Origin of the sequence: Bacillus sp. FJAT-18017 (genome assembly GCF_001278805.1) — a bacterium.
Taxonomy (GTDB): domain Bacteria; phylum Bacillota; class Bacilli; order Bacillales; family Cytobacillaceae; genus Bacillus_D.
Map to the genome: position 1 here is coordinate 401,374 of NZ_CP012602.1, position 22,274 is coordinate 423,647.

Here is a 22,274-nt window from a genome sequence, read left to right on the forward strand (position 1 = left end):
GAAAATAACGAGGAGTGGGAGTTCGGTAAGTGAAATAAGTTTGCATACATTACGGAAAGTGAAATTCACTCCTCTTAGGTGGCTTCCTATATAATGGTATACAGTCCCTGATATTTTCAATTGTCGAAAAAATAGGCAGCCTTGAATCAAAAATGATATAATACAAATATAAACAATTCACACACAGTGCAAATATAATAGAGATAGTCTATCAAGCTATTTTTACAATTATACCCGCTTTTTGGGAAAGTTTGTGAATCTATTCACCACAAATGAATTGACATCGACAAAGTGCTATTGTATGCTAACAAAGGGCATGAATGATAGGGTTTTCATAAAATTCCTGCAACAATGTTCCATCTATACAGGATTCTTCTATACATAACCTCTTTTGCCCGTTTCACATTCTCTGAAGAGAGGATGCGATAAAATGCGTCGTGACGAACGCCACCCTTTTAAGGCAATGGCACTAATGTCGGCAATCCTCTCCCAGCTAGTCGGCTCAATCCTGTTTGGCATATTTGCCGGAAGATGGCTGGACGGCAAGGCCGATACGGAACCCCTTTTCTTAATTATTGGGCTGTTCATTGGATTGACAATGGGTGTCTATGCCATGCTTCGCCTCATAAATCATTATTATTCAGGAGACTAATACAAACATGTCCGATATAGGGACCATTTATTCCCGGATTCGAAGATACATATTTTTTTTACTATCGATTTATTTCCTCGGCTGGGGATTTACTGACTTTCCGCATATATTCGGCGGTCTTATATTAGGTACCTCATTAAGCATGTTCAACCTATGGTTGATGGTGAGGAAAATGGGGCAATTTGGTGAAGCTGTGGCTCAGGGTAGAAGGGTCCGTTCCTTGGGTTCTATGTCAAGAATGGCAACCGGAGCCCTGGCAGTCATCATATCTATGAGATATCCAGACCAGTTTCATATTATTAGTGTTGTTTTGGGATTAATGACATCCTATATTGTCATTATGATAGATTTTCTTAAAGAAACATTTTTGCGTAATTAGCTTGAGCAGAGAAGCGAGGTGAATACTATTGCATCATGAAAATCCAATAGTGGGTCCGTTTTTTGGTCTGTATTTCAATCAGGCAAACATTTTAATGATTACGGTGGCTACAGCGATTGTGTTTCTTATAGCAATGCTGGCAACCCGTAAGCTGGCAATGAAGCCGACTGGTATGCAGAACTTCATGGAGTGGGTCATGGATTTTGTAAAGAACATCATTAATAGTACGATGGACTGGAAAACAGGGGGAAGGTTCCATATCCTCGGCATTACCCTGATAATGTACATATTTGTCTCAAACATGATTGGGCTGCCATTCTCAGTCGTCATCAATAATGAACTCTGGTGGAAATCTCCAACTGCAGATCCGGTCATAACCTTGACACTTGCAACTTTGGTTGTAGGGTTATCACACTATTACGGTGTGAAAATGAGGGGTTTGAAGGGATACAGCAAGGAATTCTTCCAGCCATTCTGGTTCATGTTCCCAATTAAGCTCATTGAGGAATTTGCAAATACCTTAACGTTAGGCCTTCGTCTTTACGGCAATATCTATGCGGGGGAAATTTTGCTAGGTTTGATTGCCGGAGGTATGGCTACAGGTTTCTTCGGCCATCTTGCAGCAGTCATCCCGATGCTGGCATGGCAAGGATTTTCAGTCTTCATTGGCGCCATACAGGCATTTATTTTCACCATGTTAACGATGGTTTATCTGGCCCATAAAGTCAGCAGTGACCATTAATATATACCCGTCCACTTTTTTGGGCGAACAAAACCAACAATTTACCTTACACTAAGGAGGAACTTTTAAATGGGTCTTATAGCAGCAGCAATTGCAATTGGTTTGGCAGCACTAGGTGCAGGTATCGGTAACGGTCTTATCGTTTCTAAAACAGTCGAGGGTATTGCACGTCAGCCTGAAGCTCGCGGTATGCTTCAAACAACTATGTTCATCGGGGTTGCGTTGGTTGAGGCGATTCCTATTATCGCGGTTGTTATCGCATTCATGGTTCTAGGCCAATAAAGCTATCCAATGTTCAATAATGGCGAAGATCATTCCATAATGAACCTTCGCCATTGCTTTATGCCCTTATTTTTGAAGGTAAGCTCCGGCTTTCCTTCCTTTAAAGGGCCAGTATATTTTGGTTAATAGTAAGTAATGGATTCTTTTTGCTTTTTTATGCAGAAAAACTAGTTTGCCAAATACGTGCGAATACAGTTCTATCAAAAAAGGCAAATAGCCAATCCATATTATATATGTATCCGGAAATTGTATGACTCTTGAAGGGAGTGACTCGAGGGTGTTGACAAGTTTAGTTTTGGGTGTGGCCGAGAATGGCGAAAAAGCGCCCCTTTTTAACGGCGGAGATATTCTTTTCCAATTAGTAATGTTTATAATTCTGTTGGCATTGCTCAAGAAGTTCGCATGGGGTCCGCTGATGGGCATCATGCAAGAGCGTGAACAACATATAGCAAATGAAATAAGCCAGGCTGAAAGAGCAAATCTTGAAGCGAAAAAACAACTTGAAGAACAGCGCGAGCTTCTTAAAGAAGCACGTGTTGAAGCACAAGGCCTTATTGAAAACGCCCGCAGGCAGGGAGATGTCCAGCGCGAGGAAATTATTGCGATTGCCCGTACAGAAGCTGACCGGATTAAAGAATCCGCTAAGATGGAAATCGAGCAGCAAAAGGAACAGGCTGTTGCCACTATCCGCGAGCAGGTTGCCTCACTTTCAGTCTTGATTGCTTCTAAAGTCATTGAGCGTGAGCTTGGTGAGCAAGATCAGCAAAAGCTGATTGATGAATTTATCCAAGAGGCAGGAAAAGGCCAATGAGCACTTCCATGATTGCAAAACGCTATGCACTGGCTTTGTTCAAGCTGGCTAAAGAACATGGCCTGCTGGATGTGATTGAAGAAGACCTGAGGGTAGTCAGGGACGTATTCAATTCCAATAGTGAGTTGAATGCGGTGCTTAAATCCCCGCGGTTATCTCTGGACCAGAAGAAAGTAATTGTAAAAGGCGCTTTTACAGGTATTAATCCATATGTACAAAACACGTTAATGATACTAATTGACCGCCATCGTGAAAATGAAATTCCAGGTGTTGCTGACGGGTATATCGATCTCGCAAATAATGCGAAAGGGATTGCCGAGGCGAAGGTCTATAGTATTCGTCCACTTTCTGATGAAGAGAAAATAGCACTATCTGCTTCGTTTGCCGCAAAGGTAGGCAAGCGAGCGCTTCGGATTGAGAATATCATTGATACCGATCTTCTTGGCGGAATCAAGGTACGCATTGGAAACCGAATTTTCGACGGCAGCCTGCGCGGCAAGCTGGACCGTCTTGAACGTAAATTATTGACCTAGATTTGTAGATAGGGGTGAAACTCATGAGCATCAAAGCTGAAGAAATTAGTGCGCTGATAAAACAGCAAATCGAAAACTATCAGTCGGAAATTCAAGTGAGTGATGTTGGTACAGTTATCCAGGTGGGTGACGGTATTGCTCGTGCTCATGGCCTCGACAATGTCATGGCTGGGGAACTTGTTGAGTTTTCGAACGGCGTTATGGGAATGGCGCAAAACCTTGAAGAAAATAACGTTGGTATTATCATCCTTGGACCATACACGGAAATTCGCGAAGGCGATGAAGTCCGCCGTACTGGCCGTATCATGGAAGTACCTGTAGGGGACGCCCTGATTGGACGCGTTGTAAACCCTCTTGGCCAACCGATTGACGGATTGGGACCAATCAATACAACTAAGACTCGTCCTATTGAAGCGGTTGCTCCAGGGGTTATGGACCGTAAATCTGTACATGAGCCGCTACAGACCGGTATCAAGGCAATCGATGCTCTTGTACCAATTGGCCGCGGCCAGCGTGAGCTTATCATCGGTGACCGTCAAACTGGTAAAACAACGGTTGCGATTGATACAATCATCAACCAAAAAGGCCAGAATATGATTTGTATTTATGTTGCTATCGGACAAAAAGAATCAACTGTTCGAAATGCGGTTGAAACACTTCGTAAATACGGTGCTCTTGATTATACAATTGTTGTTACTGCGGCTGCATCCCAGCCAGCTCCTCTATTGTACCTAGCTCCATATGCTGGTGTATCAATGGCTGAGGAATTCATGTATGATGGCAAGCACGTGCTAGTCGTTTATGATGACCTATCCAAGCAAGCAGCGGCGTACCGTGAGCTTTCCTTGTTGCTCCGCCGCCCTCCAGGCCGTGAAGCTTATCCAGGGGACGTTTTCTACTTGCACAGCCGCCTGCTTGAGCGTGCTGCTAAGTTGAGCGATGCAAAAGGTGCTGGTTCTATCACGGCATTGCCGTTCATTGAAACACAAGCAGGGGATGTTTCTGCTTATATTCCGACAAACGTTATTTCCATCACGGATGGACAGATTTTCCTTCAGTCTGACCTATTCTTTTCCGGCGTACGTCCGGCGATTAATGCCGGTCTTTCTGTATCACGTGTAGGGGGTTCTGCACAAATCAAGGCAATGAAGAAGGTTTCCGGTACACTTCGTCTTGACCTTGCTTCATACCGTGAATTGGAGGCATTCTCCCAATTCGGTTCTGACCTTGATAAAGCTACCCAGGCGAAGCTTGGCCGTGGTGCCCGTACAGTAGAAGTCCTAAAGCAGGATCTTCACAAGCCGCTCGCTGTTGAAAAGCAGGTTGCAATCCTGTACGCACTGACTCGTGGATTCCTTGATGATATTCCTGTCAGTGATATCCGCCGTTTTGAATCCGAATTCCATTCCTGGCTCGACCATAACCGCAAAGAAGTGTTGGATCATATCCGTACAACGAAGGAGCTTCCATCGGACGACGATATGGCATCTGCAATCAATGACTTCAAAAAGACATTTGCAGTTTCGGAATAATATGAAGTGCGGAAGCGGCCGTTTAGCGCCGTATGGCCTGGAGGGCCTCGACAGGAGATAAAGGAAACACGAAGAGCCCTAAAGGGCGATTCGATGTTGACTTATCGTACTGAGGGGACCCGAAGGACACGAGGCGCTGGCCGCTGCAGCCGGACAATGAAGTGCGGAAGCGGCCGTTTAGGCCATGCATTTTAATTATTATTCTCCAACACAAAAAGGCCCGGGGGAGTATGCCCCCGCGCCGAACTTTGAGAAAAGGGTGGTGAGAGAAGAGTGGCATCATTACGCGATATAAAATCCCGGATAAACTCCACAAAAAAGACAAGCCAAATCACCAAAGCAATGGAGATGGTATCTGCTGCTAAGTGGAACCGGGGTGTGACCAATGCAAAATCATTTGTCCCATATATGGAGAAAATCCAGGAAGTAACAGCTTCCATCGCTGTTGGCAGCAAGGATTCAAATCATCCAATGCTTCAGCATCGCCCGGTAAAAAAGACCGGCTATCTAGTTATCACTTCTGATAGGGGCCTTGCCGGGGCATTCAACAGCAATATTTTGCGTCAAAGCCTTCAGGCCATCCAGGAGCGCCATAAATCCAACGATGAGTTCGGAATTATTGCTATAGGCCGGGTGGGCCGCGACTTCTTTTTGAAAAGGGGCATGAACGTTGTGCTGGATATTGTCGGAATTTCGGATCAGCCGTCATTCGATGATATTAAAGAAATTGCCAGCAATACAGTCGGAATGTTCTCTGATGGTACATTCGATGAACTTCATATGTACTATAGCCATTATGTAAGTGCAATTTCACAGGATGTTACTCATAAAAAGTTACTGCCGCTGACGGATATTGCAGCATCATCAAAGCTTACATCCTATGAATTCGAACCCAATGCTGAAGAGATTCTGGACGTTCTCCTTCCACAATATGCAGAAAGCTTGATTTATGGAGCTCTTCTAGACTCTAAAGCAAGCGAGCATGCTGCAAGGATGACAGCGATGAGGAACGCGACAGATAACGCCCATGAATTGATCAGTTCTTACAGTTTGACATATAACCGTGCACGCCAGGCCGCGATTACTCAGGAAATTACCGAGATCGTCGGCGGGGCATCCGCGTTGGAGTAGATAAAGGTTTTCTTCCTCTATTGGGAAGGATGTAATAGGCCGGGTAGTGATGCGGGGTTTCCCCGCCGTTCTCCCGCCTTTTTAAAGCGCCTGGAATGAAACTTTAATTCCGGCTTTCGGATTATCGCAAATAGGAAAGTATCAGTTCGTACTTTTCTAACGCAAAAGAAAAACGAGGGCTAAACAGCTAGCCGGTTTTTCTAACGATAGGAGGGAAAACGATGAACACAGGACACGTCCTGCAAGTTATGGGTCCGGTTGTTGACGTAAAGTTCGAAAGCGGTAAACTTCCGGAAATCTATAATGCATTAACTATTAATTCCAAAGCGCGCAACGAATCAGAAGTGGATATCCATCTGACATTGGAAGTTGCCCTTCATTTGGGTGATGATACTGTCCGCGCAATTGCAATGGCTTCAACTGATGGCCTTACTCGCGGCATCGAAGTTACCGACACTGGAGCGCCTATTTCTGTTCCCGTTGGTGATGTAACACTAGGCCGTGTATTTAACGTGCTTGGCCAGACAATCGATCTTAAAGAGGACGTTCCTCAAAGTGCACGCAGGGATTCCATCCACCGTGAAGCGCCTACTTTTGATCAGCTTTCTACAGAGGTTGAAATTCTTGAAACCGGCATTAAGGTTGTAGACCTTCTTGCGCCATATATCAAAGGTGGGAAAATTGGTCTTTTCGGTGGTGCGGGTGTAGGTAAGACGGTTCTAATTCAGGAATTGATTAATAATATTGCCCAGGAGCACAGTGGTATCTCCGTATTCGCAGGTGTTGGGGAGCGTACTCGTGAGGGTAACGACCTATACCACGAAATGACGGACTCAGGCGTTATTAAACAAACAGCGATGGTATTTGGCCAGATGAACGAGCCTCCAGGTGCGCGTATGCGTGTTGCCCTGACTGGTTTGACAATGGCTGAATTCTTCCGTGATGAGCAAGGCCAGGATGTACTGTTCTTCATGGATAATATCTTCCGTTTCACTCAGGCGGGTTCCGAAGTATCTGCTTTGCTTGGCCGTATGCCTTCAGCGGTTGGTTACCAGCCGACGCTTGCAACAGAGATGGGACGCCTTCAAGAGCGTATTACATCTACAAACAAAGGTTCAGTTACATCCATTCAGGCAATTTATGTACCAGCCGACGACTATACAGACCCGGCTCCGGCTACTACTTTCGCCCACTTGGATGCAACAACGAACCTTGAGCGTAAGCTTTCCGAAATGGGTATTTATCCAGCGGTGGATCCGCTTGCTTCGACTTCCCGTGCCTTGTCGCCATCAATTGTTGGTGAAGAGCACTATGAAGTTGCCCGCCAGGTACAGCAAACTCTGCAGCGTTATAGGGAACTGCAAGATATCATTGCAATCCTTGGTATGGACGAACTCGGTGATGATGACAAGCTTGTTGTACACCGCGCACGTCGTGTTCAAAACTTCCTGTCACAAAACTTCCACGTTGCTGAGCAGTTCACTGGCCAGCCTGGATCATATGTACCAGTTAAAGAAACAGTTAAAGGCTTCCGAGAAATCCTTGACGGCAAATACGATCATCTTCCTGAAGATGCGTTCCGCCTTGTCGGCCGCATTGAAGATGTTGTTGAAGCAGCAAAACGCATGGGTGTAGAGGTTTAACCAGCCAGGAGGGTGAAAAATGAGGACGATTAAAGTCAGTGTTGTAACTCCCGATGGCCCGGTATATGAATCTGATGTTGAGATGGTCAGCACGAAGGCCCAGAGCGGTGAACTGGGAGTCCTTCCCGGCCATATTCCAATGGTTGCTCCGCTGGAAATTGGTGCTGTAAGGATGAAAAAGGATGGAAAAACCGAATTTGTTGCAGTAAGCGGTGGATTCCTTGAAGTCCGTCCAGACCAGGTAACAATTCTGGCCCAGGCTGCTGAACAGTCCAGTGCCATTGATGTGGAGCGTGCTGTGCGTGCGAAAGAGCGTGCTGAACAGCGGCTCAGAGAGCGCCAGCAGGAAAACGTCGACTTCAGACGGGCTGAGCTTGCTTTGCAAAGGGCTATCAACCGTTTGAGTGTTGCTGAAAGAAGATTATAAGAGTAGATAACGAAGGCTGATTACAGAGTCGTCCAAAAGCGGCGGCTTCTGTAATCAGCCTTTTTTAGCTTCGCAAAAATTTTATTATTTATATGGGAATTTAGGTAATGGTAAAAAATAGTTTATTTGTATTATTTTTTCTAAAATGGTTTATTCATGAGTTTGGCCGGGTATCTCAAATATTGTAACAAATAAGACAACAGGAGCAACTCCATAAAACTTATCCCAATACATTTTGAAAAAGGCAAACCATCTGAAAGGATGGGGCGCAAAGCCTAGGAACCTGTAATCAGTAACTTGATCATGGTCGTCCAGCTGCCAGGACTCATTTCTGGCAGCTTTTTGTTGTTTTTAATAGGTCCATAATGGCTAATGCCATTTGGAATAATGAACATTCTGGGGGAGGTGTCTCAAAATTAGACTGAATATTCGGAATATAACTAAAGAATAAAGAAAGAGGGGACTGTCTTTGAAAAGAAAAACATATAAAATCACATCACTACTTTTCTTAGTATTGCTTATGATTTTTAACCTACTTCCAAATGGGGCAGCTTCAGCCAACAATAAAAATAATGGAGGAGCTGCGCAGCCTAAGGAAGGTTATGAAATGTTTAAGGTCGATTCAGAGTCCTGGAAGGATGGTGTTTATAAGCATCATGGGGGAAACCTGGAACTCAATTTGAAGTTTGAAAAAAATGGAAAGAAAAAGGAAGCTAAAGCGGTATCTTGGACCTCCAACATTCCTGTTTACTTTGTGTATGTAAAAGGAGGAAGAGGCGGCATAGAAACTCCATATCCAGAAGGGGCAACATCAGGGAAAGGCTTAACTGCACCGAATAATAAAGGAATTAGCCATATTGCTTTTTATTATAAAAATATTGATCCTCCAAAAGGGGAGGAAGGCCCTCCGGAAGAAGGAACAACCCCACCGGGTGATGGAGAGAAACCGCCAGGAAAAGGAGATAATCCTCCGGAAGGCAGCAACCCTCCGGGCGAAGGAGATAATCCACCGGGCGACAGCAACCCTCCTGGGGATGGAGATAATCTACCTGGGAATGGAGGGGACAACGGAAACAGCAAAACTAATAAATATAAAGTCAACTTAATCAAGGGTTGTATGCCATTGGCGGACCATGCTTTCTTCATCCTGACAGATGGGAAAAAAATAATACTAGATAAGTATATTATTACTTTAAAGGATGTTGAAACAAAGGATATTGATAAGGTTGGGGTTGTCCTAAAAAGCGGGACAGTGCTTGTATTTGAAAGGGAAGACGTTTTAGTAGACTCCCCTAAAAATGAAAATGGAACAGTTGTATTCAAGATTGACTGTAAAGAAGCAACCCCTCCAGAAAGCGGTGAAAACCCTCCTGTTGAAAAGGACAAGCCAGCCAAATTCAAAGTGAATTTTATTAAAGGCTGCATGCCACTTGTTAATTATGCCTTCTTCATTCTTAACGATGGCACTAGAATCAACCTTGAAAAGAACGTAATTGAACTTGAGGATATAACTCTTGATGATATCGACAAGGTGGGTGTTGTCCTAAAGGATGGTAAAGAACTTATTTTTGAGAAAGAGGAAGTAGTAGTCGAATCTCCCAAAAACAAAAACGGGACAATTGTTTTTAAAATAGAGTGTAAGTCGGATGAACCCCCTACCGAAAAGCCTGAAGCAACCAAAATTAAGTTGGTTCTGAGAGATTGTTTTGGAATAGTAGATAAGGCGTGGCTCATTTTAGCAGACAATAAAGAAGTGGAGTTTCCTTCGTTCACCGGTATCCTTAAGCTCGAGGGCATCGACAATGGAGACCTCAAGGGTATTAAAGTGAAAGTAGGCGAAGAGTTAATAACCTACTTGCTTTCAGACCAAAACGTTAAGGTAAAGGTTAAGGAAAACGGCATGATTGTTATTACGATTGACTGTCCAAAAGCACCCCCAGTCGAGCAGCCTGAACGAATAAAAGTGGAGCTGATTATTAATGATTGTATCGGGATGGTGGACAAAGCATGGCTGCTGCTAGCTGATGGCAGGGAGTTGGAATATACTTCCCTGATGGATTTGGTAATGCAATTGGAAAAAATAAGCTTAGATGTTATTAAGGGTGTGAAAGTGAAGGCGGCAGATAAGATAAAAACATACCTCCTATCAGATCCAAATGTGACGGAAGAAGTAAAGGATAACGGAACCATAGTTATCAAGGTGGACTGTGAGACCGAACAGCCACCGATTGAGGAGCCAGTAGAATTGAATGTTGAAGTTATTCTTGGAAACTGTATTGGTTTGATTGAGAAGGCAGCTCTCCTTTTGAAAGACGGAGGAACAGTAGACTTTAATGTTGATGGAGACTTGCAGACTTTGCTTCTTAAACTAAAAGATATCGAAAAAGAGGATGTAGAAGGACTGATGGTAACAATTGAAGGAGAACACTACACCATCCTTCTCTCGGAACTGAATGAATCAGAATTAGTCTTTAACGGAAATAAAATAACAATCAAGCTAAAATGTGATGAGCCAGATGACGGTGGCGGTGTGATAATTGAAGAACCTGCAGTGCCAGGCGGCCCGGTATCACCAAGTGTTCCATCAGAAGGGCTGATCATTTCGGATGACAACCCTCAAGGTGGAGTAGGAGGAGTTGGCGGGGAATTGCCGCAAACCGGTGAGAATAGTTCAATTGGCTTTTACCTGGCTGGGTTACTCCTTTGCCTTACAGGAGGAGGAATGCTCCGAACTTTGAGGAGGAATCCTGCAAAATAGGTGTATGTAGAGGGAGAACTGTTTCTCCCTCTTTTTATTAAGTAATAGATTGAAATGAGGGAAGAATGATGAAAAGAGCATTGGCATTCCTTTTGATTTTCTCAGGCCTGACAATAATCTGCTACCCCTCTGGAAAAAACCTGTACATCGATTATCTTCAACAAAAGATGATACGAGATTGGGAAAATGGAGAGAATGGTTTTCTGGAAGCGAAGGAGGCAATAAACAGCTTTAGCCAGCTTACTGATATCTTCTCGGAGGCATTGACGGAAGCCCCTGCTCTAGCAGCGGATACATCGGCTCAGGAGCAATCTGTGCAATCGGATAAGAAAACTGAAAAGAAAGCTGAAGCGGAAAAACCACAAATATTGGGGACGATAGAAATTGAGAAAATAGGTGTCAGGCTCCCTATCCTTAAAGGTGCCTCCCGGGAAAATATGAAGTATGGAGCCGGTCATCTCACGGGGACTGACTATCCCGGGGAGATAGGGAATGCCGCAATTGCCGCTCATAGAAGCAGGACCTTCGGCAGGATGTTCAACAGACTTGGAGAGCTGGAGGAAGATGACACAATAGTAATCAAGGACCGGAATCAGACATTCAAGTATACTATTTTCAATACCTCCATCGTTTCTCCGGATGATACATCTGTCTTAAAGAGAAATGGTGAAGACCAATTATTGACCTTGATTACCTGTGATCCAGTTGACAAAGCTACTCACCGATTGATTATCCATGCAAGGCTGGTTCCTTAAGTCGACAACCTTTTCAATCTGGGAAATTATTCAAGAAAATTGTAGATATATGGTGTTTGCTCAGTTATAATAATAGACAAAGAGAATAGAATGACTCTTTTACGAAACGGCAAACCTGCTGAAAAGCAGGGACGCAAAGCTATAGGGCCTTCACCGGAATTAAGGATAGGCAGCCTGGCTACCGAAAGGAGAGTTTTTTTGCGCCAATTTTTAAGTCTGCTGGTTGTTCTTTTGTTATTTCTGCCACTCGAATCGACTGTTGCACAGGCCGCCCTTTCCACTTCTCAAACAAAGAATGAAGCCACAATCAACACTAAGTCTCTTGCCAAGGGAATTATCTCTGTAGGCTTCAAAACCAAATCCGGTAAAAAGGCAAAAGTAGGGATTACTAAGAACGGAAAAACGTATTATTACAATCTGCCGAATAACGGTACCCTTACACAGTTCCCGCTGCAAATGAAAAATGGTGAATACACCGTAACCGTTTTTGAACACACAAAAGGAAATTACTATAAATCAGCAACCTCAAAAAAGGTAACCCTCAAACTGAAAGATTCTAAAACTGTGTTTCTGCAATCCGTCCAGAATGTAAAGTGGACAAGATCCATGTCACCCATTAAGACTGCAACAAAGCTTGTAAAGGGAAAGACAAGGACCGAGGACAAGGTGAGGTCAATCCAAAACTATGTTGCGCGCAATGTGAAATATGATTATGAAAAGTACCGTAATGTGAAAAGTGGATATTTGCCAAATATTAATACCACTTATAAGAGTAAGAAAGGGATTTGCTACGATTATGCAGCCCTGTTCGGCTCGATGCTCAGGAGCCAGGGAATTCCTGCAAAGCTCGTTACCGGCTATTCCACAAATGCAAAAGGATTGCATGCGTGGAACGAGGTTTATATCAAAGAGCTGAAGAAATGGGTCATTATTGATACCACTGTTGATGCAGCTACTAAAAATTCCGGTAAATCCATCTATAAGAAAGCGTCCGATTACAAGAAACAGTATGAATATTAGAAAGATCTCCGCCTGAACGATTGTGTTCACCAACAATCAGGCGGTTTTTTAGCCTGAACAGGCACCCGGGAGATCAATAGCAGTGAATGTCAGCAAAACTTGTATGGATAGACAATAAACTAAGTAGATATTAAAAAGGCCTGTACTGAATACATATAGTAGGGATAGAACGGCTTAAACGCCGGCGGAACGGCGGTGTGTAATTGATTATTGATCAAAATACGCTGCGTGGTGGTGCCATGGCAACCGGGATGAAGGGAAATTCGCGAATTAGGTCAGGGGCTGAAGAAATTTATCAAAATAGAGAGAAAGGGGAAGAAGTCGAATGCTCTTTTTCTTCCTGGCTTTATCGACACAGAAATGCAACAATGCTATAATGAATTCGGTTACATGTTTAACAAGTGTGAAAATTCTACAACATTGGAGGGGATAGGCATGGATCTGCTGAATGTATATCAGAATAATTATCTGATAGTTTTTGTGTTTCTGTGTCTCGGGGTTTTGCTGCCAATTGTGGCACTGTTTCTGGGGAAGCTTCTGCGTCCGCACAAGCCAAGCGACGCGAAGTATACTACATATGAAAGCGGGATTGAGCCGTTTCACGATTCACGAGTGCAATTCAATGTCCGCTATTATATTTTCGCCCTGATGTTTGTTATTTTCGATGTGGAAACAGTATTTTTGTATCCTTGGGCGGTAGCCTATGATAAGCTCGGTATCTTTGCATTGATCGAAATGCTCATTTTCGCATTGATGCTTGTACTAGGGCTTGTTTATGCATGGAAGAAGAAGGTGCTGAAATGGAACTAAAATTGGACAATATATCACCAATAGAAATGGAAGAAATGAAGCGGAACGTCTTTATGACTACTCTTGAACAAGTGAAGGCCTGGGCCAGGAGCAATTCCCTTTACCCAATGACCTTCGGGCTTGCTTGCTGCGCGATAGAAATGATGGGCGTGGGAGCAGCAAATTATGACCTTGACCGATTTGGATCCTTTTTCCGGAATTCTCCTCGGCAGTCGGATGTCATGATTGTATCTGGAACTGTAACGAAAAAAATGGCCCCGATTGTCAGACGGCTCTATGACCAAATGCCTGAACCAAAATGGGTGATTGCAATGGGTTCTTGCGCCACTGCCGGAGGACCCTATGTAAATTCGTATTCTGTTGTAAAAGGTGTGGATCAAATTGTTCCGGTGGATGTTTATATTCCCGGCTGCCCACCAAATCCGGCAGCCTTGATTTATGGAATTAATAAACTGAAAGAGAAAATTCGATACGAGGCGAAGACGGGGAAGAAGGTGATCTAACCGATGAGCGGTGAGAAGGATCTCGAACAATTAAAAAAGGAAGCGGTCGAGAAGGCAAAGGCCGCAGCTGCCGCAAAACGGGCGGCAAAAGCAGCACAGGAGGCCTCCGGGGCCGATGTGCATGTACATAATGAACCACCAGCAAAGACTGAAAAGCCAGAATCAATATCTGCTGATGCAGAATTGGAAAAAAAGAAAGCAGCGGCCGCTGCAAAGGCAAAGGCAGCAGCATTAGCAAAACAAAGACGGGAAGCTGGAACCGGCAATGAGCTTCCTCAAGGAGCACAGCCAAAACCAGACGTAGAACCAGTGCAAAGTGATGACCAGGATTTAGCCAAGAAAAAGGCAGCCGCGGCAACAAAGGCTAAGGCGGCCGCAGCAGCAAAGGCAGCAGCAAAAGCAAAGCAGGCTGGCAGTGATGGAACCGGCGCTGCGGCAGGTGATGAAAAAGCAAAGGCAATTGCAGCAGCAAAAGCAAAGGCCGCAGCAGCGGCAAAGGCAAAGGCTGCGGCACAAGCGAAACAAGCCGGCACAGGTGCAGCTGAACCTGATGGTGCTGATGAGAAGGCGAAAGCGATTGCAGCGGCTAAAGCGAAAGCCACGGCGGCTGCCAAGGCACGCGCTGCAGCAACAGCCAAAAGCGGTGGAGAAAAGGAAGAAGCGGCACAAGCAGCTCCATCCCCTAATAAACCTTATCTTGATAAGTATGTAAAGGTAATTGAGGAGAACCTTGGAGCGGATGTTCTGGAAGATTCCTATATTAATAAACTTTCAAAGGATGTTCCAACCCTTGTTGCCAAACCGGAAACCTACTTCAAGGTTGCGCAATTCCTTAAATTCAATGAACAACTTAGCTTTGATTATTTATCGGAGTTGCATGGGGCCGACTTTGAAACACATATGGAACTGTATGTTCATTTGTACTCATACAAAAATCGCCAATCTGTGGCACTGAAAGTTAAGATTAATCGTGACGAGCCAACAATCGAATCCCTGCACCCATTATGGGCAGGTGCAAACTGGCCAGAATGTGAAGCATACGATTTGCTGGGGATTACATTTACAGGGCATCCGAAACTGCATCGGATTCTCCTGGGAGATGATTGGGTAGGCCATCCACTTAGAAAAGACTACGAGCAGTACGACGTGGAGGTGTAACCTATGATACGAACTGAAGAAATGCTGCTGAATGTAGGGCCTCAGCATCCTAGTACCCATGGTGTTTTCAGGCTTGTTGTAAAGATTGATGGGGAAATCATTACAGATGCACAGCCGGTCATCGGGTATCTTCATCGAGGAACGGAGAAGATTGCTGAAAATCTGCAATATACCCAAATCATTCCTTATACAGACCGGATGGATTACATTTCTTCGATGACCAATAACTATGTTATCTGCCATGCTGTTGAAACGATGATGGGCATTCAGGTACCTGAACGGGCTGACTTCCTTCGGGTTATCGCAATGGAGCTTAACCGGGTCGCCAGCCACCTTGTATGGTGGGGAACGTATTTGCTTGACCTGGGGGCCACAAGCCCATTCATTTATGCATTCAGAGAACGTGAAATGATTATCAATTTGCTGAATGAACTCTCCGGCGGGCGTCTGACGTTTAATTACATGCGTGTTGGCGGAGTCAAATGGGATGCACCTGAAGGCTGGATTGAAAAAGTCCAGGAGTTCATTCCCTATATGAGAGAACAGCTTAAAGGCTATCATCAGCTTGTTACCGGCAATGAAATTTTCATGAACAGGGTTAAAGGGGTCGGCCGCTACTCAAAGGAAACTGCAATTCAGTATTCGTTGACAGGGCCAAACCTTCGATGCACTGGTGTTAAATATGATTTGCGCAAGGATGAACCGTACTCAATTTACAACCGTTTTAATTTTGATGTTATAACCGAGGAAGGCGGAGATGCGTGGGCACGTTACCACGTTCGCACCAGGGAAATCGAGGAATCCTTGAAAATCCTTGAACAAGCTTGTGAACAATTTCCACAAGAAGGGGAGATCCTCGCCAAAGTGCCGAAAATCATCAAGGCGCCAAAGGGCGAAGCTTATGTCAGAATTGAATCGCCGCGTGGAGAAATTGGCTGCTATATTGCGAGTGATGGGAAAAAGGAGCCTTACCGCCTGAAGTTCAGGAGGCCATCTTTCTATAACCTCCAAATTTTACCGAAGCTCCTGATCGGTGAAAATATGGCGAATATGATTGCAATTCTGGGGGCTATTGATATTGTCCTCGGGGAGGTGGATGGATAATGATACAAAATTTGCTTACCTCGACACCGGGACTTGCCAACTTTGCGATCTTTTTCCTTCTGACAACAGTGTTCCTGCTAGTTGTCCTCGGCTTCGTAACATATGGAATTCTTGCGGAACGGAAAGTCATGGGGTTCATGCAAATGCGCCATGGCCCAAACCAGGTTGGCGGACGTTGGGGCTTGCTCCAGACAGTAGCCGACGTATTAAAGCTTTTACTTAAGGAAGACATTATTCCGAAGGCGGCAGACAGACCTTTATTTATACTGGCTCCTGTCATCGCATTCGCTCCGTCTTTCATGGTCCTTGCGGCAATACCGTTTACAGAAGCATTTCAGTTCGCCGATATCGGCGTCGGGCTTCTCTATTATATAGCGGTGTCCGGTTTGACTACTTTTGGTGTCCTCATCGGCGGATGGGCATCCAACAACAAATACGCATTACTCGGCGGGATGAGGGCGGCAGCCCAGATGATTTCCTATGAAATCCCTCTAGTCATGTCGGTTCTTGGCATCGTCCTCCTTACTGGCAGCCTGAACATGAACGACATAGTGGATGCTCAAAGAAATGGCTGGTATATCATCCTTCAGCCAATCGCATTTATTGTCTTCCTGATAGCATCCGTTGCAGAATTAAATCGTGTTCCGTTCGACCTTCCAGAAGGGGAATCCGAAATTATTGCCGGCTTCCATGTCGAATACTCAGGATTCCGATGGGCATTTTTCATGCTGGCGGAATATGTGTATATGTTTGGAATGGCAGCTCTTACAACAGTTTTGTTCTTGGGAGGCTGGTTACCGCCGTTAGGTATTCTTGATTTCATTCCGGGGGCAGTCTGGTTTTCACTTAAATTCAGTTTAATAATCTTTATCCTAATCTGGTTCAGGTCAACATTCCCTCGTTTCCGTGCCGATAAATTAATGGAATTTGGATGGAAGGTTCTTCTGCCAGTTGCACTGGCAAACGTGTTCCTTACTGCGCTTATTAAAGAACTTTTTGAACTTTTCTAGAAAGACAGAAACAAACAATTGAGAATTATAGTGCATCAGTTGGCTTGCTATTACATGATTGAATTAAAGGGGTGAAAACATGCTTGGATTGGCAAAAGGCTTAAAATATACCCTGAAAAACCTGACCCGAGAAAAGGTCACGTACGATTATCCTAATGAACCGCTGCCATTGCCTGACCGGTTCAGGGGAATTCAAAAGTTTTATCCGGAAAAATGCATCGTCTGCAATCAATGTGCCAATATATGCCCGACAGATTGCATTCAATTGACAGGGAAAAAGCATCCAGATCCAACCAAAAAGGGAAAAGTCATTGATACGTACGACATCAACTTCGAAATTTGTATCCTCTGCGACCTATGCACAGAGGTATGTCCGACCGAAGCCATTATCATGACCAATAATTTTGAGCTGGCCGAATACAGCCGCGATTTCCTTTTTAAAAATCTTGAATGGCTGGATGAAAATGACGAGAATGTTCGGAAGGTGAATAAGCCATGATTACAGGAGAATTTCTTGCCTTTATGGGGCTGGCGTTAGTGGCAGTTATCGGTGGCGTCCTCTTATTGAACCTGAACAATGTCGTCCATATGGTTGTCGCTCTCGTCTTTACATTTGTCAGCATTGCGGGAATATATATTCTGCTTTCGGCTGAGTTCATCGCTGCTGTGCAAGTGCTCGTTTATTCCGGTGCCATTACGATCATCATGCTTTTTGGAATAATGCTTACCCGGCATGACCTTGACAGTGAGCACCAAACAGGGCGCTGGCGTAATATCCTTGTCTTTTTGGGAGTAGCAGCGTTTGCAGCTGTGGTATATGCGGGCATCTATAACCTTGACTTAAATCCAGGTCCAATTGCACTCCACGAAAACAATACCGAACAAATTGGAATGGCGCTTTATTCGAGATTCATTATTCCGTTTGAACTCGTTTCGGTTGTCTTGCTAGTTGCACTAGTCGGAGCAATTATCCTCGCGAAAAAAGATAACAAGGAGGGCGAATAAAATGAGTTCCGGAGTACCGGCATCTGCCTTCCTTGCTTTAGCCTTGATTTTATTTAGCATTGGATTGTTCGGCGCCCTCACAAAAAGAAATACGATTATTGTGCTTATTTCGATAGAACTAATGCTGAATGCAGTCAATATTAATCTTGTGACTTTCAGCAAATATGGAATGACCCCTTCCATTGACGGGCAGATTTTCGCCCTGTTTGCAATGGCGATCGCAGCGGCTGAGGTTGCTGTAGGGCTTGCGATCCTCATCTCTCTATACAGAAATAAGAAAACAGTCAATGTAGACGAAATGGACACACTGAAACATTAAAAGTGAAAGTGCCGTGATTAGCCCCGACAAGCGCTGGAGGGTCAGAAGAGGAAGTCGTTCTTTGACTTCCACTGGGGGACCGAAGGACACTAGACGCTGGGCGCTGCAGCTGGATAAAACTAAAAGCGGAAGCGCCCGTGTCCGCTTAAGCACATGAATCCCATCGTGTACCCATACTAGAAGGGTGCACGGGTGGCGACAGTAAACGCAGGGGCAATTCCTGCGGGAGCCTTTAAACAGGCTCAATCAGGCGCGCTGACAGAGACTATTGCTAAATGAACGCGCGTTTAAAAAGGGGATAGTGTATTGATGGAAAATGCATGGATCATACCGCTTTTCCCGCTTTTATCATTTTTGATTCTTCTTCTATTCGGAAAACGTCTTAAAGAGACAAGCGCCTATGTAGGGATTGGGCTGACTCTGGCAACGCTTGCCATGTCTTTGCTTGTCCTCTTTGAACGGTTTACGGAGCCTACATATAAATCGGAGGCAACCTGGCTTACAATAGGGGATAATATTCAATTAACAGCGGGATTTGAAGTGAACCAACTGAATGCATTGATGCTGCTTATTGTGTCGCTCGTTAGCTGTCTCGTACATATTTATTCAAAGGGATACATGCACGGCGATGAGCGAATTCCAGTTTTCTATGCCTACCTTGGCTTGTTTACCTTTGCCATGCTGGGCCTTGTTATTTCGCCGAACCTCCTGCAAACCTACTTCTTCTGGGAATTAGTAGGCCTGGGTTCATTCTTGTTAATTGGCTTTTACTTCTTTAAGGAGGAAGCGAGAGCAGCTGCCAAAAAGGCCTTCATTATGACCAGGATAGGCGATGTTGGTCTGTTGATCGGTATGATTCTATTATTCTGGGAAACTGGCAGCTTTGAATACGATGAAATTTTTGCAGTAGTAGAAAGCGGAGCTATTAAAGCCGGGATGCTGACTTTAATTGCAATTCTAATTTTCGTTGGAGCTATGGGAAAATCAGGTCAGTTCCCACTCCACACATGGCTTCCGGATGCGATGGAAGGTCCGACTCCTGTATCTGCATTGATTCATGCAGCCACAATGGTTGCGGCTGGTGTCTATCTTGTTGCAGCTTTGTTCCCGCTGTTTAATGCCAGTGAAACGGCTATGCTGACTGTCGCTGTTATCGGTGCATTTACAGCAATTTTTGCCGCAAGTATCGGTTTGGTCCAAAAAGATATTAAAAGGGTGCTTGCGTATTCCACGGTCAGCCAGCTTGGTTATATGATGCTTGCACTTGGTTCAGCAGGTTATGTGGCTGGTGTCTTTCACTTGATGACACACGCATTTTTTAAGGCACTCCTGTTCCTTGCTGCAGGAAGTGTCATCCATGCTGTACACACACAGAATATTGAAGAAATGGGCGGTCTTTGGAAAAAACTTAGAATCACAGGACCTCTGTTCCTAATCGGGACGCTTGCAATCAGCGGGGTTCCACTATTCTCGGGCTTTTTCAGTAAAGATGAAATCCTGATTGCTGCCTGGGAAGCGGGGCATCCTATTCTGTTCTTATTGGCAGTGATTGCCGCATTTTTTACAGCATTCTACATGTTCCGTTTGTTCTTTATGGTTTTCTGGGGAGAATCTCGCTCCAAGACAAAAAATGTTCACGAGTCTCCTGGCACGATGACAGGACCTATGATTATCCTTGCCATCCTCGCTGTTGTAGCAGGTTATGTTAATACCCCTTGGTTCGGTACATTCCTGGGTGATTGGCTGACTGAAGGTACAGAAGCTCTTGGCCATGGACATATTGAAGGGCCGGCATGGATTATGGTGGTTGCAACGCTCGTATCGCTGGCAGGGATTTTCCTTGCGTGGCTCATGTACGGAAAGCGTTCAATTTCGAGAGATTGGTTAAGCAGCAGTACACCTATGCTCCATACGATTCTCTATAAAAAATATTATATCGATGAGTTTTATCAACTATCCGTCGTTAATTCAACGAAGGCCGTCAGCCATTTCTTCCGCTATCTTGATATTTTCTTAGTAGAAGGGTTGGCAAGCCTAGTAACTGGTTCAATCCAGGCTTTAGGTAAAATTGGCTCCAAGCTCCAGTCTGGACAAGTGCAGACATATGCTGCTGTTGCCTTCATCGGGCTCGCTGTACTTACAGTCATCTTTGCCCTGACAGGAGGGTACTTGTAATGGATCTATCGTTTGTTCTTTCACTTCTCGTATTCTCCCCGCTATTGGGAATTGCAGTTCTTGCCTTTATAGCGAAATCGAATGCGAAGCTGATTAAAATAGTAGGCCTTCTGGCTACAATTCCTCCACTAATTATTGGAATAGGGACATACTTGCATTACCTCTGGGGCAAGGACTTGGCCGACTTTTCGGTAAGAATTCCCTGGTTGCAATTCGGGGGATTCGGTCCTTCGGAAGAGAATTTCTTTTCTGTTTACTATGAACTCGCCATTGACGGGTTTTCCATGCTCTTGGTCGTTTTGACAGCGGTGGTCGCAACATTGGCAGCCCTTGCATCATGGAAGGTAAACAAGGAATTGAAAGGATATTACATGCTGTTCCTTCTGCTTGAACTCGGCATGTTAGGTGTCTTTACAGCGCAAAATTTGATTCTTTTCTTCCTTTTCTTTGAAATGACTCTAATTCCAATGTTCTTCCTAATAGGGAAATGGGGCTATTTTGAAAAAGAAAAGGCAGCATACAGCTTTTTGATTTATAATGGGTTGGGTTCAGCCATTTTGCTGATTGTTATTATGGTTCTTTTCGCAAGGACAGGTACTACAAACGTTGAAATTCTCCAGCAGCTCATGACAAATCCTAATGCCGAATTGGTTGCTGAGATATCCGAAGGCGCCAAGATGGGATTATTGATTGCACTATTGGTTGCCTTTGGCATTAAGCTTCCGATTGTCCCTCTTCACAGCTGGATGCTGAGAGTACACGTTCAAGCACCACCGGCAATTGTCATGATTCACTCGGGTATTCTGTTGAAAATTGGGGCCTTTGGTTTAATCCGTTTCGGGCTCGGAATTTTCCCTGAACAGTTCAAGGAGCTGTCTGTAATTATCGCTATTCTTGGAGTAGTAAATCTTCTGTATGGTGCTTTTCTGGCATTCATTCAAAAAGACTTCAAAATGGTGCTTGCTTACTCCTCCATTTCTCATATGGGAATTGTCTTGATTGGCCTAGCTGCACTGAATGAAGCAGGTATACAGGGGGCTATTTTCCAGGTAATCTCACATGGATTGATTTCAGCACTGTTGTTCTTCCTTGTTGGGGTCTTCTATGATCGGCTTGATACATCGCTTCTCGGAAATATGGGCGGGCTAGCTAAGGGAATGCCGATTGCATCTGGAATTCTGCTTGCCGCTGGCATGGCGTCGCTTGGCCTTCCTGGCATGTCAGGATTCGTTAGCGAATTCATGGCTTTCCTGGGCTTGTTTGAAGAAATGCCTATACTGGCAGCGATTGGTTGTATCGGCATTATCATGACTGCTGCGTACTTGCTGCGTGCCATCCTTGGCATGACTTATGGGCAGTCACATCGGGATTTCACGGCTGTTTCTGATTTAAAGGGCGTTGAATTTGTACCTGCAGTGACCCTGGTTTTCCTGATTGTCTTGATCGGTGTATTTCCAAGTGTACTCGGCTCACCGCTGCAATCGGCTCTTAAAACTATCATGATTGGGCTGGGGGGTTGATGCAC

At 44.6% G+C, this 22,274-nt stretch carries 24 protein-coding genes and 2 riboswitches; all 24 genes read left to right on the plus strand.

The window, feature by feature from the left end; genetic code table 11:
* The first annotated feature begins 430 nt into the window (after window positions 1-430).
* The 24 genes from AM500_RS01985 (at window position 431) to AM500_RS02095 (ending at window position 22,269) form a co-directional block, all read left to right on the plus strand.
* Window positions 431-652: an AtpZ/AtpI family protein gene (locus AM500_RS01985; RefSeq protein WP_053597701.1), complete on the plus strand. Its 222-nt coding sequence runs from the start codon at window positions 431-433 to the stop codon at window positions 650-652.
* 7 nt (window positions 653-659) lie between these two features.
* Complete coding sequence (locus AM500_RS01990; RefSeq protein WP_053597702.1) at window positions 660-1,031, plus strand: ATP synthase subunit I; 372 nt, start codon at window positions 660-662, stop codon at window positions 1,029-1,031.
* Between the two features lie 28 nt (window positions 1,032-1,059).
* Window positions 1,060-1,773, plus strand: coding sequence for a F0F1 ATP synthase subunit A (atpB, locus tag AM500_RS01995; RefSeq protein ID WP_053597703.1), 714 nt, complete (start codon window positions 1,060-1,062; stop codon window positions 1,771-1,773).
* A 69-nt stretch (window positions 1,774-1,842) separates the two neighbouring features.
* Window positions 1,843-2,055 carry a F0F1 ATP synthase subunit C gene (atpE, locus tag AM500_RS02000; protein ID WP_043930049.1) on the plus strand — a complete coding sequence of 71 codons (213 nt, stop codon included), beginning with the start codon at window positions 1,843-1,845 and terminating at the stop codon, window positions 2,053-2,055.
* Between the two features lie 250 nt (window positions 2,056-2,305).
* Complete coding sequence (atpF, locus tag AM500_RS02005; RefSeq protein ID WP_053597704.1) at window positions 2,306-2,866, plus strand: F0F1 ATP synthase subunit B; 561 nt, start codon at window positions 2,306-2,308, stop codon at window positions 2,864-2,866.
* Window positions 2,863-3,399 (plus strand): F0F1 ATP synthase subunit delta, encoded by a 537-nt coding sequence (locus tag AM500_RS02010; RefSeq protein WP_053597705.1) that lies wholly within the window; start codon window positions 2,863-2,865, stop codon window positions 3,397-3,399. Before atpF ends, AM500_RS02010 begins: the two co-directional genes overlap by 4 nt.
* Window positions 3,400-3,422: 23 nt before the next feature.
* The gene (gene atpA / locus AM500_RS02015) at window positions 3,423-4,931 is read left to right on the plus strand and encodes a F0F1 ATP synthase subunit alpha (protein ID WP_043930047.1); all 1,509 of its coding nucleotides are present in this window, start codon (window positions 3,423-3,425) and stop codon (window positions 4,929-4,931) included.
* A 273-nt stretch (window positions 4,932-5,204) separates the two neighbouring features.
* The gene (atpG, locus tag AM500_RS02020; protein WP_053597706.1) at window positions 5,205-6,062 is read left to right on the plus strand and encodes an ATP synthase F1 subunit gamma; all 858 of its coding nucleotides are present in this window, start codon (window positions 5,205-5,207) and stop codon (window positions 6,060-6,062) included.
* 221 nt (window positions 6,063-6,283) lie between these two features.
* Window positions 6,284-7,705: a F0F1 ATP synthase subunit beta gene (atpD, locus tag AM500_RS02025; protein ID WP_043930045.1), complete on the plus strand. Its 1,422-nt coding sequence runs from the start codon at window positions 6,284-6,286 to the stop codon at window positions 7,703-7,705.
* 19 nt (window positions 7,706-7,724) lie between these two features.
* Entirely contained in the window at window positions 7,725-8,132 is a 408-nt protein-coding gene (locus AM500_RS02030; RefSeq protein ID WP_053597707.1) for a F0F1 ATP synthase subunit epsilon, read from the plus strand.
* Between the two features lie 233 nt (window positions 8,133-8,365).
* A riboswitch (cyclic di-GMP riboswitch) is annotated at window positions 8,366-8,455 on the plus strand.
* Between the two features lie 146 nt (window positions 8,456-8,601).
* Window positions 8,602-10,890 (plus strand): LPXTG cell wall anchor domain-containing protein, encoded by a 2,289-nt coding sequence (locus AM500_RS02035; RefSeq protein WP_053597708.1) that lies wholly within the window; start codon window positions 8,602-8,604, stop codon window positions 10,888-10,890.
* 65 nt (window positions 10,891-10,955) lie between these two features.
* Window positions 10,956-11,645 (plus strand): class D sortase, encoded by a 690-nt coding sequence (locus AM500_RS02040; protein ID WP_082347098.1) that lies wholly within the window; start codon window positions 10,956-10,958, stop codon window positions 11,643-11,645.
* A 98-nt stretch (window positions 11,646-11,743) separates the two neighbouring features.
* A riboswitch (cyclic di-GMP riboswitch) is annotated at window positions 11,744-11,831 on the plus strand.
* Between the two features lie 12 nt (window positions 11,832-11,843).
* The gene (locus tag AM500_RS02045; protein ID WP_082347099.1) at window positions 11,844-12,665 is read left to right on the plus strand and encodes a transglutaminase-like domain-containing protein; all 822 of its coding nucleotides are present in this window, start codon (window positions 11,844-11,846) and stop codon (window positions 12,663-12,665) included.
* Between the two features lie 203 nt (window positions 12,666-12,868).
* A complete protein-coding gene (locus AM500_RS25275) occupies window positions 12,869-13,042 on the plus strand; it encodes a hypothetical protein (RefSeq protein WP_156319722.1) in 174 nt (57 codons plus the stop codon).
* Between the two features lie 58 nt (window positions 13,043-13,100).
* On the plus strand, window positions 13,101-13,475 hold the full coding sequence (locus AM500_RS02050; protein WP_043930040.1) for an NADH-quinone oxidoreductase subunit A: 375 nt from the start codon (window positions 13,101-13,103) through the stop codon (window positions 13,473-13,475).
* Entirely contained in the window at window positions 13,466-13,978 is a 513-nt protein-coding gene (locus AM500_RS02055; protein WP_053597711.1) for a NuoB/complex I 20 kDa subunit family protein, read from the plus strand. Before AM500_RS02050 ends, AM500_RS02055 begins: the two co-directional genes overlap by 10 nt.
* 3 nt (window positions 13,979-13,981) lie before the next feature.
* Entirely contained in the window at window positions 13,982-15,136 is a 1,155-nt protein-coding gene (locus AM500_RS02060) for an NADH-quinone oxidoreductase subunit C (protein WP_053597712.1), read from the plus strand.
* Between the two features lie 3 nt (window positions 15,137-15,139).
* Window positions 15,140-16,240: an NADH-quinone oxidoreductase subunit D gene (locus tag AM500_RS02065; RefSeq protein WP_053597713.1), complete on the plus strand. Its 1,101-nt coding sequence runs from the start codon at window positions 15,140-15,142 to the stop codon at window positions 16,238-16,240.
* Window positions 16,240-17,250 (plus strand): NADH-quinone oxidoreductase subunit NuoH, encoded by a 1,011-nt coding sequence (gene nuoH / locus AM500_RS02070; protein WP_053597714.1) that lies wholly within the window; start codon window positions 16,240-16,242, stop codon window positions 17,248-17,250. Before AM500_RS02065 ends, nuoH begins: the two co-directional genes overlap by 1 nt.
* Window positions 17,251-17,329: 79 nt before the next feature.
* The gene (gene nuoI / locus AM500_RS02075) at window positions 17,330-17,749 is read left to right on the plus strand and encodes an NADH-quinone oxidoreductase subunit NuoI (protein ID WP_043930033.1); all 420 of its coding nucleotides are present in this window, start codon (window positions 17,330-17,332) and stop codon (window positions 17,747-17,749) included.
* Window positions 17,746-18,255 (plus strand): NADH-quinone oxidoreductase subunit J, encoded by a 510-nt coding sequence (locus AM500_RS02080; protein WP_053597715.1) that lies wholly within the window; start codon window positions 17,746-17,748, stop codon window positions 18,253-18,255. Before nuoI ends, AM500_RS02080 begins: the two co-directional genes overlap by 4 nt.
* Before the next feature lies 1 nt (window position 18,256).
* Window positions 18,257-18,574: an NADH-quinone oxidoreductase subunit NuoK gene (nuoK, locus tag AM500_RS02085; protein ID WP_053597716.1), complete on the plus strand. Its 318-nt coding sequence runs from the start codon at window positions 18,257-18,259 to the stop codon at window positions 18,572-18,574.
* A 306-nt stretch (window positions 18,575-18,880) separates the two neighbouring features.
* The gene (gene nuoL, locus AM500_RS02090; RefSeq protein ID WP_053597717.1) at window positions 18,881-20,749 is read left to right on the plus strand and encodes an NADH-quinone oxidoreductase subunit L; all 1,869 of its coding nucleotides are present in this window, start codon (window positions 18,881-18,883) and stop codon (window positions 20,747-20,749) included.
* On the plus strand, window positions 20,749-22,269 hold the full coding sequence (locus AM500_RS02095) for a complex I subunit 4 family protein (protein ID WP_053597718.1): 1,521 nt from the start codon (window positions 20,749-20,751) through the stop codon (window positions 22,267-22,269). Before nuoL ends, AM500_RS02095 begins: the two co-directional genes overlap by 1 nt.
* Window positions 22,270-22,274 lie beyond the last annotated feature (5 nt).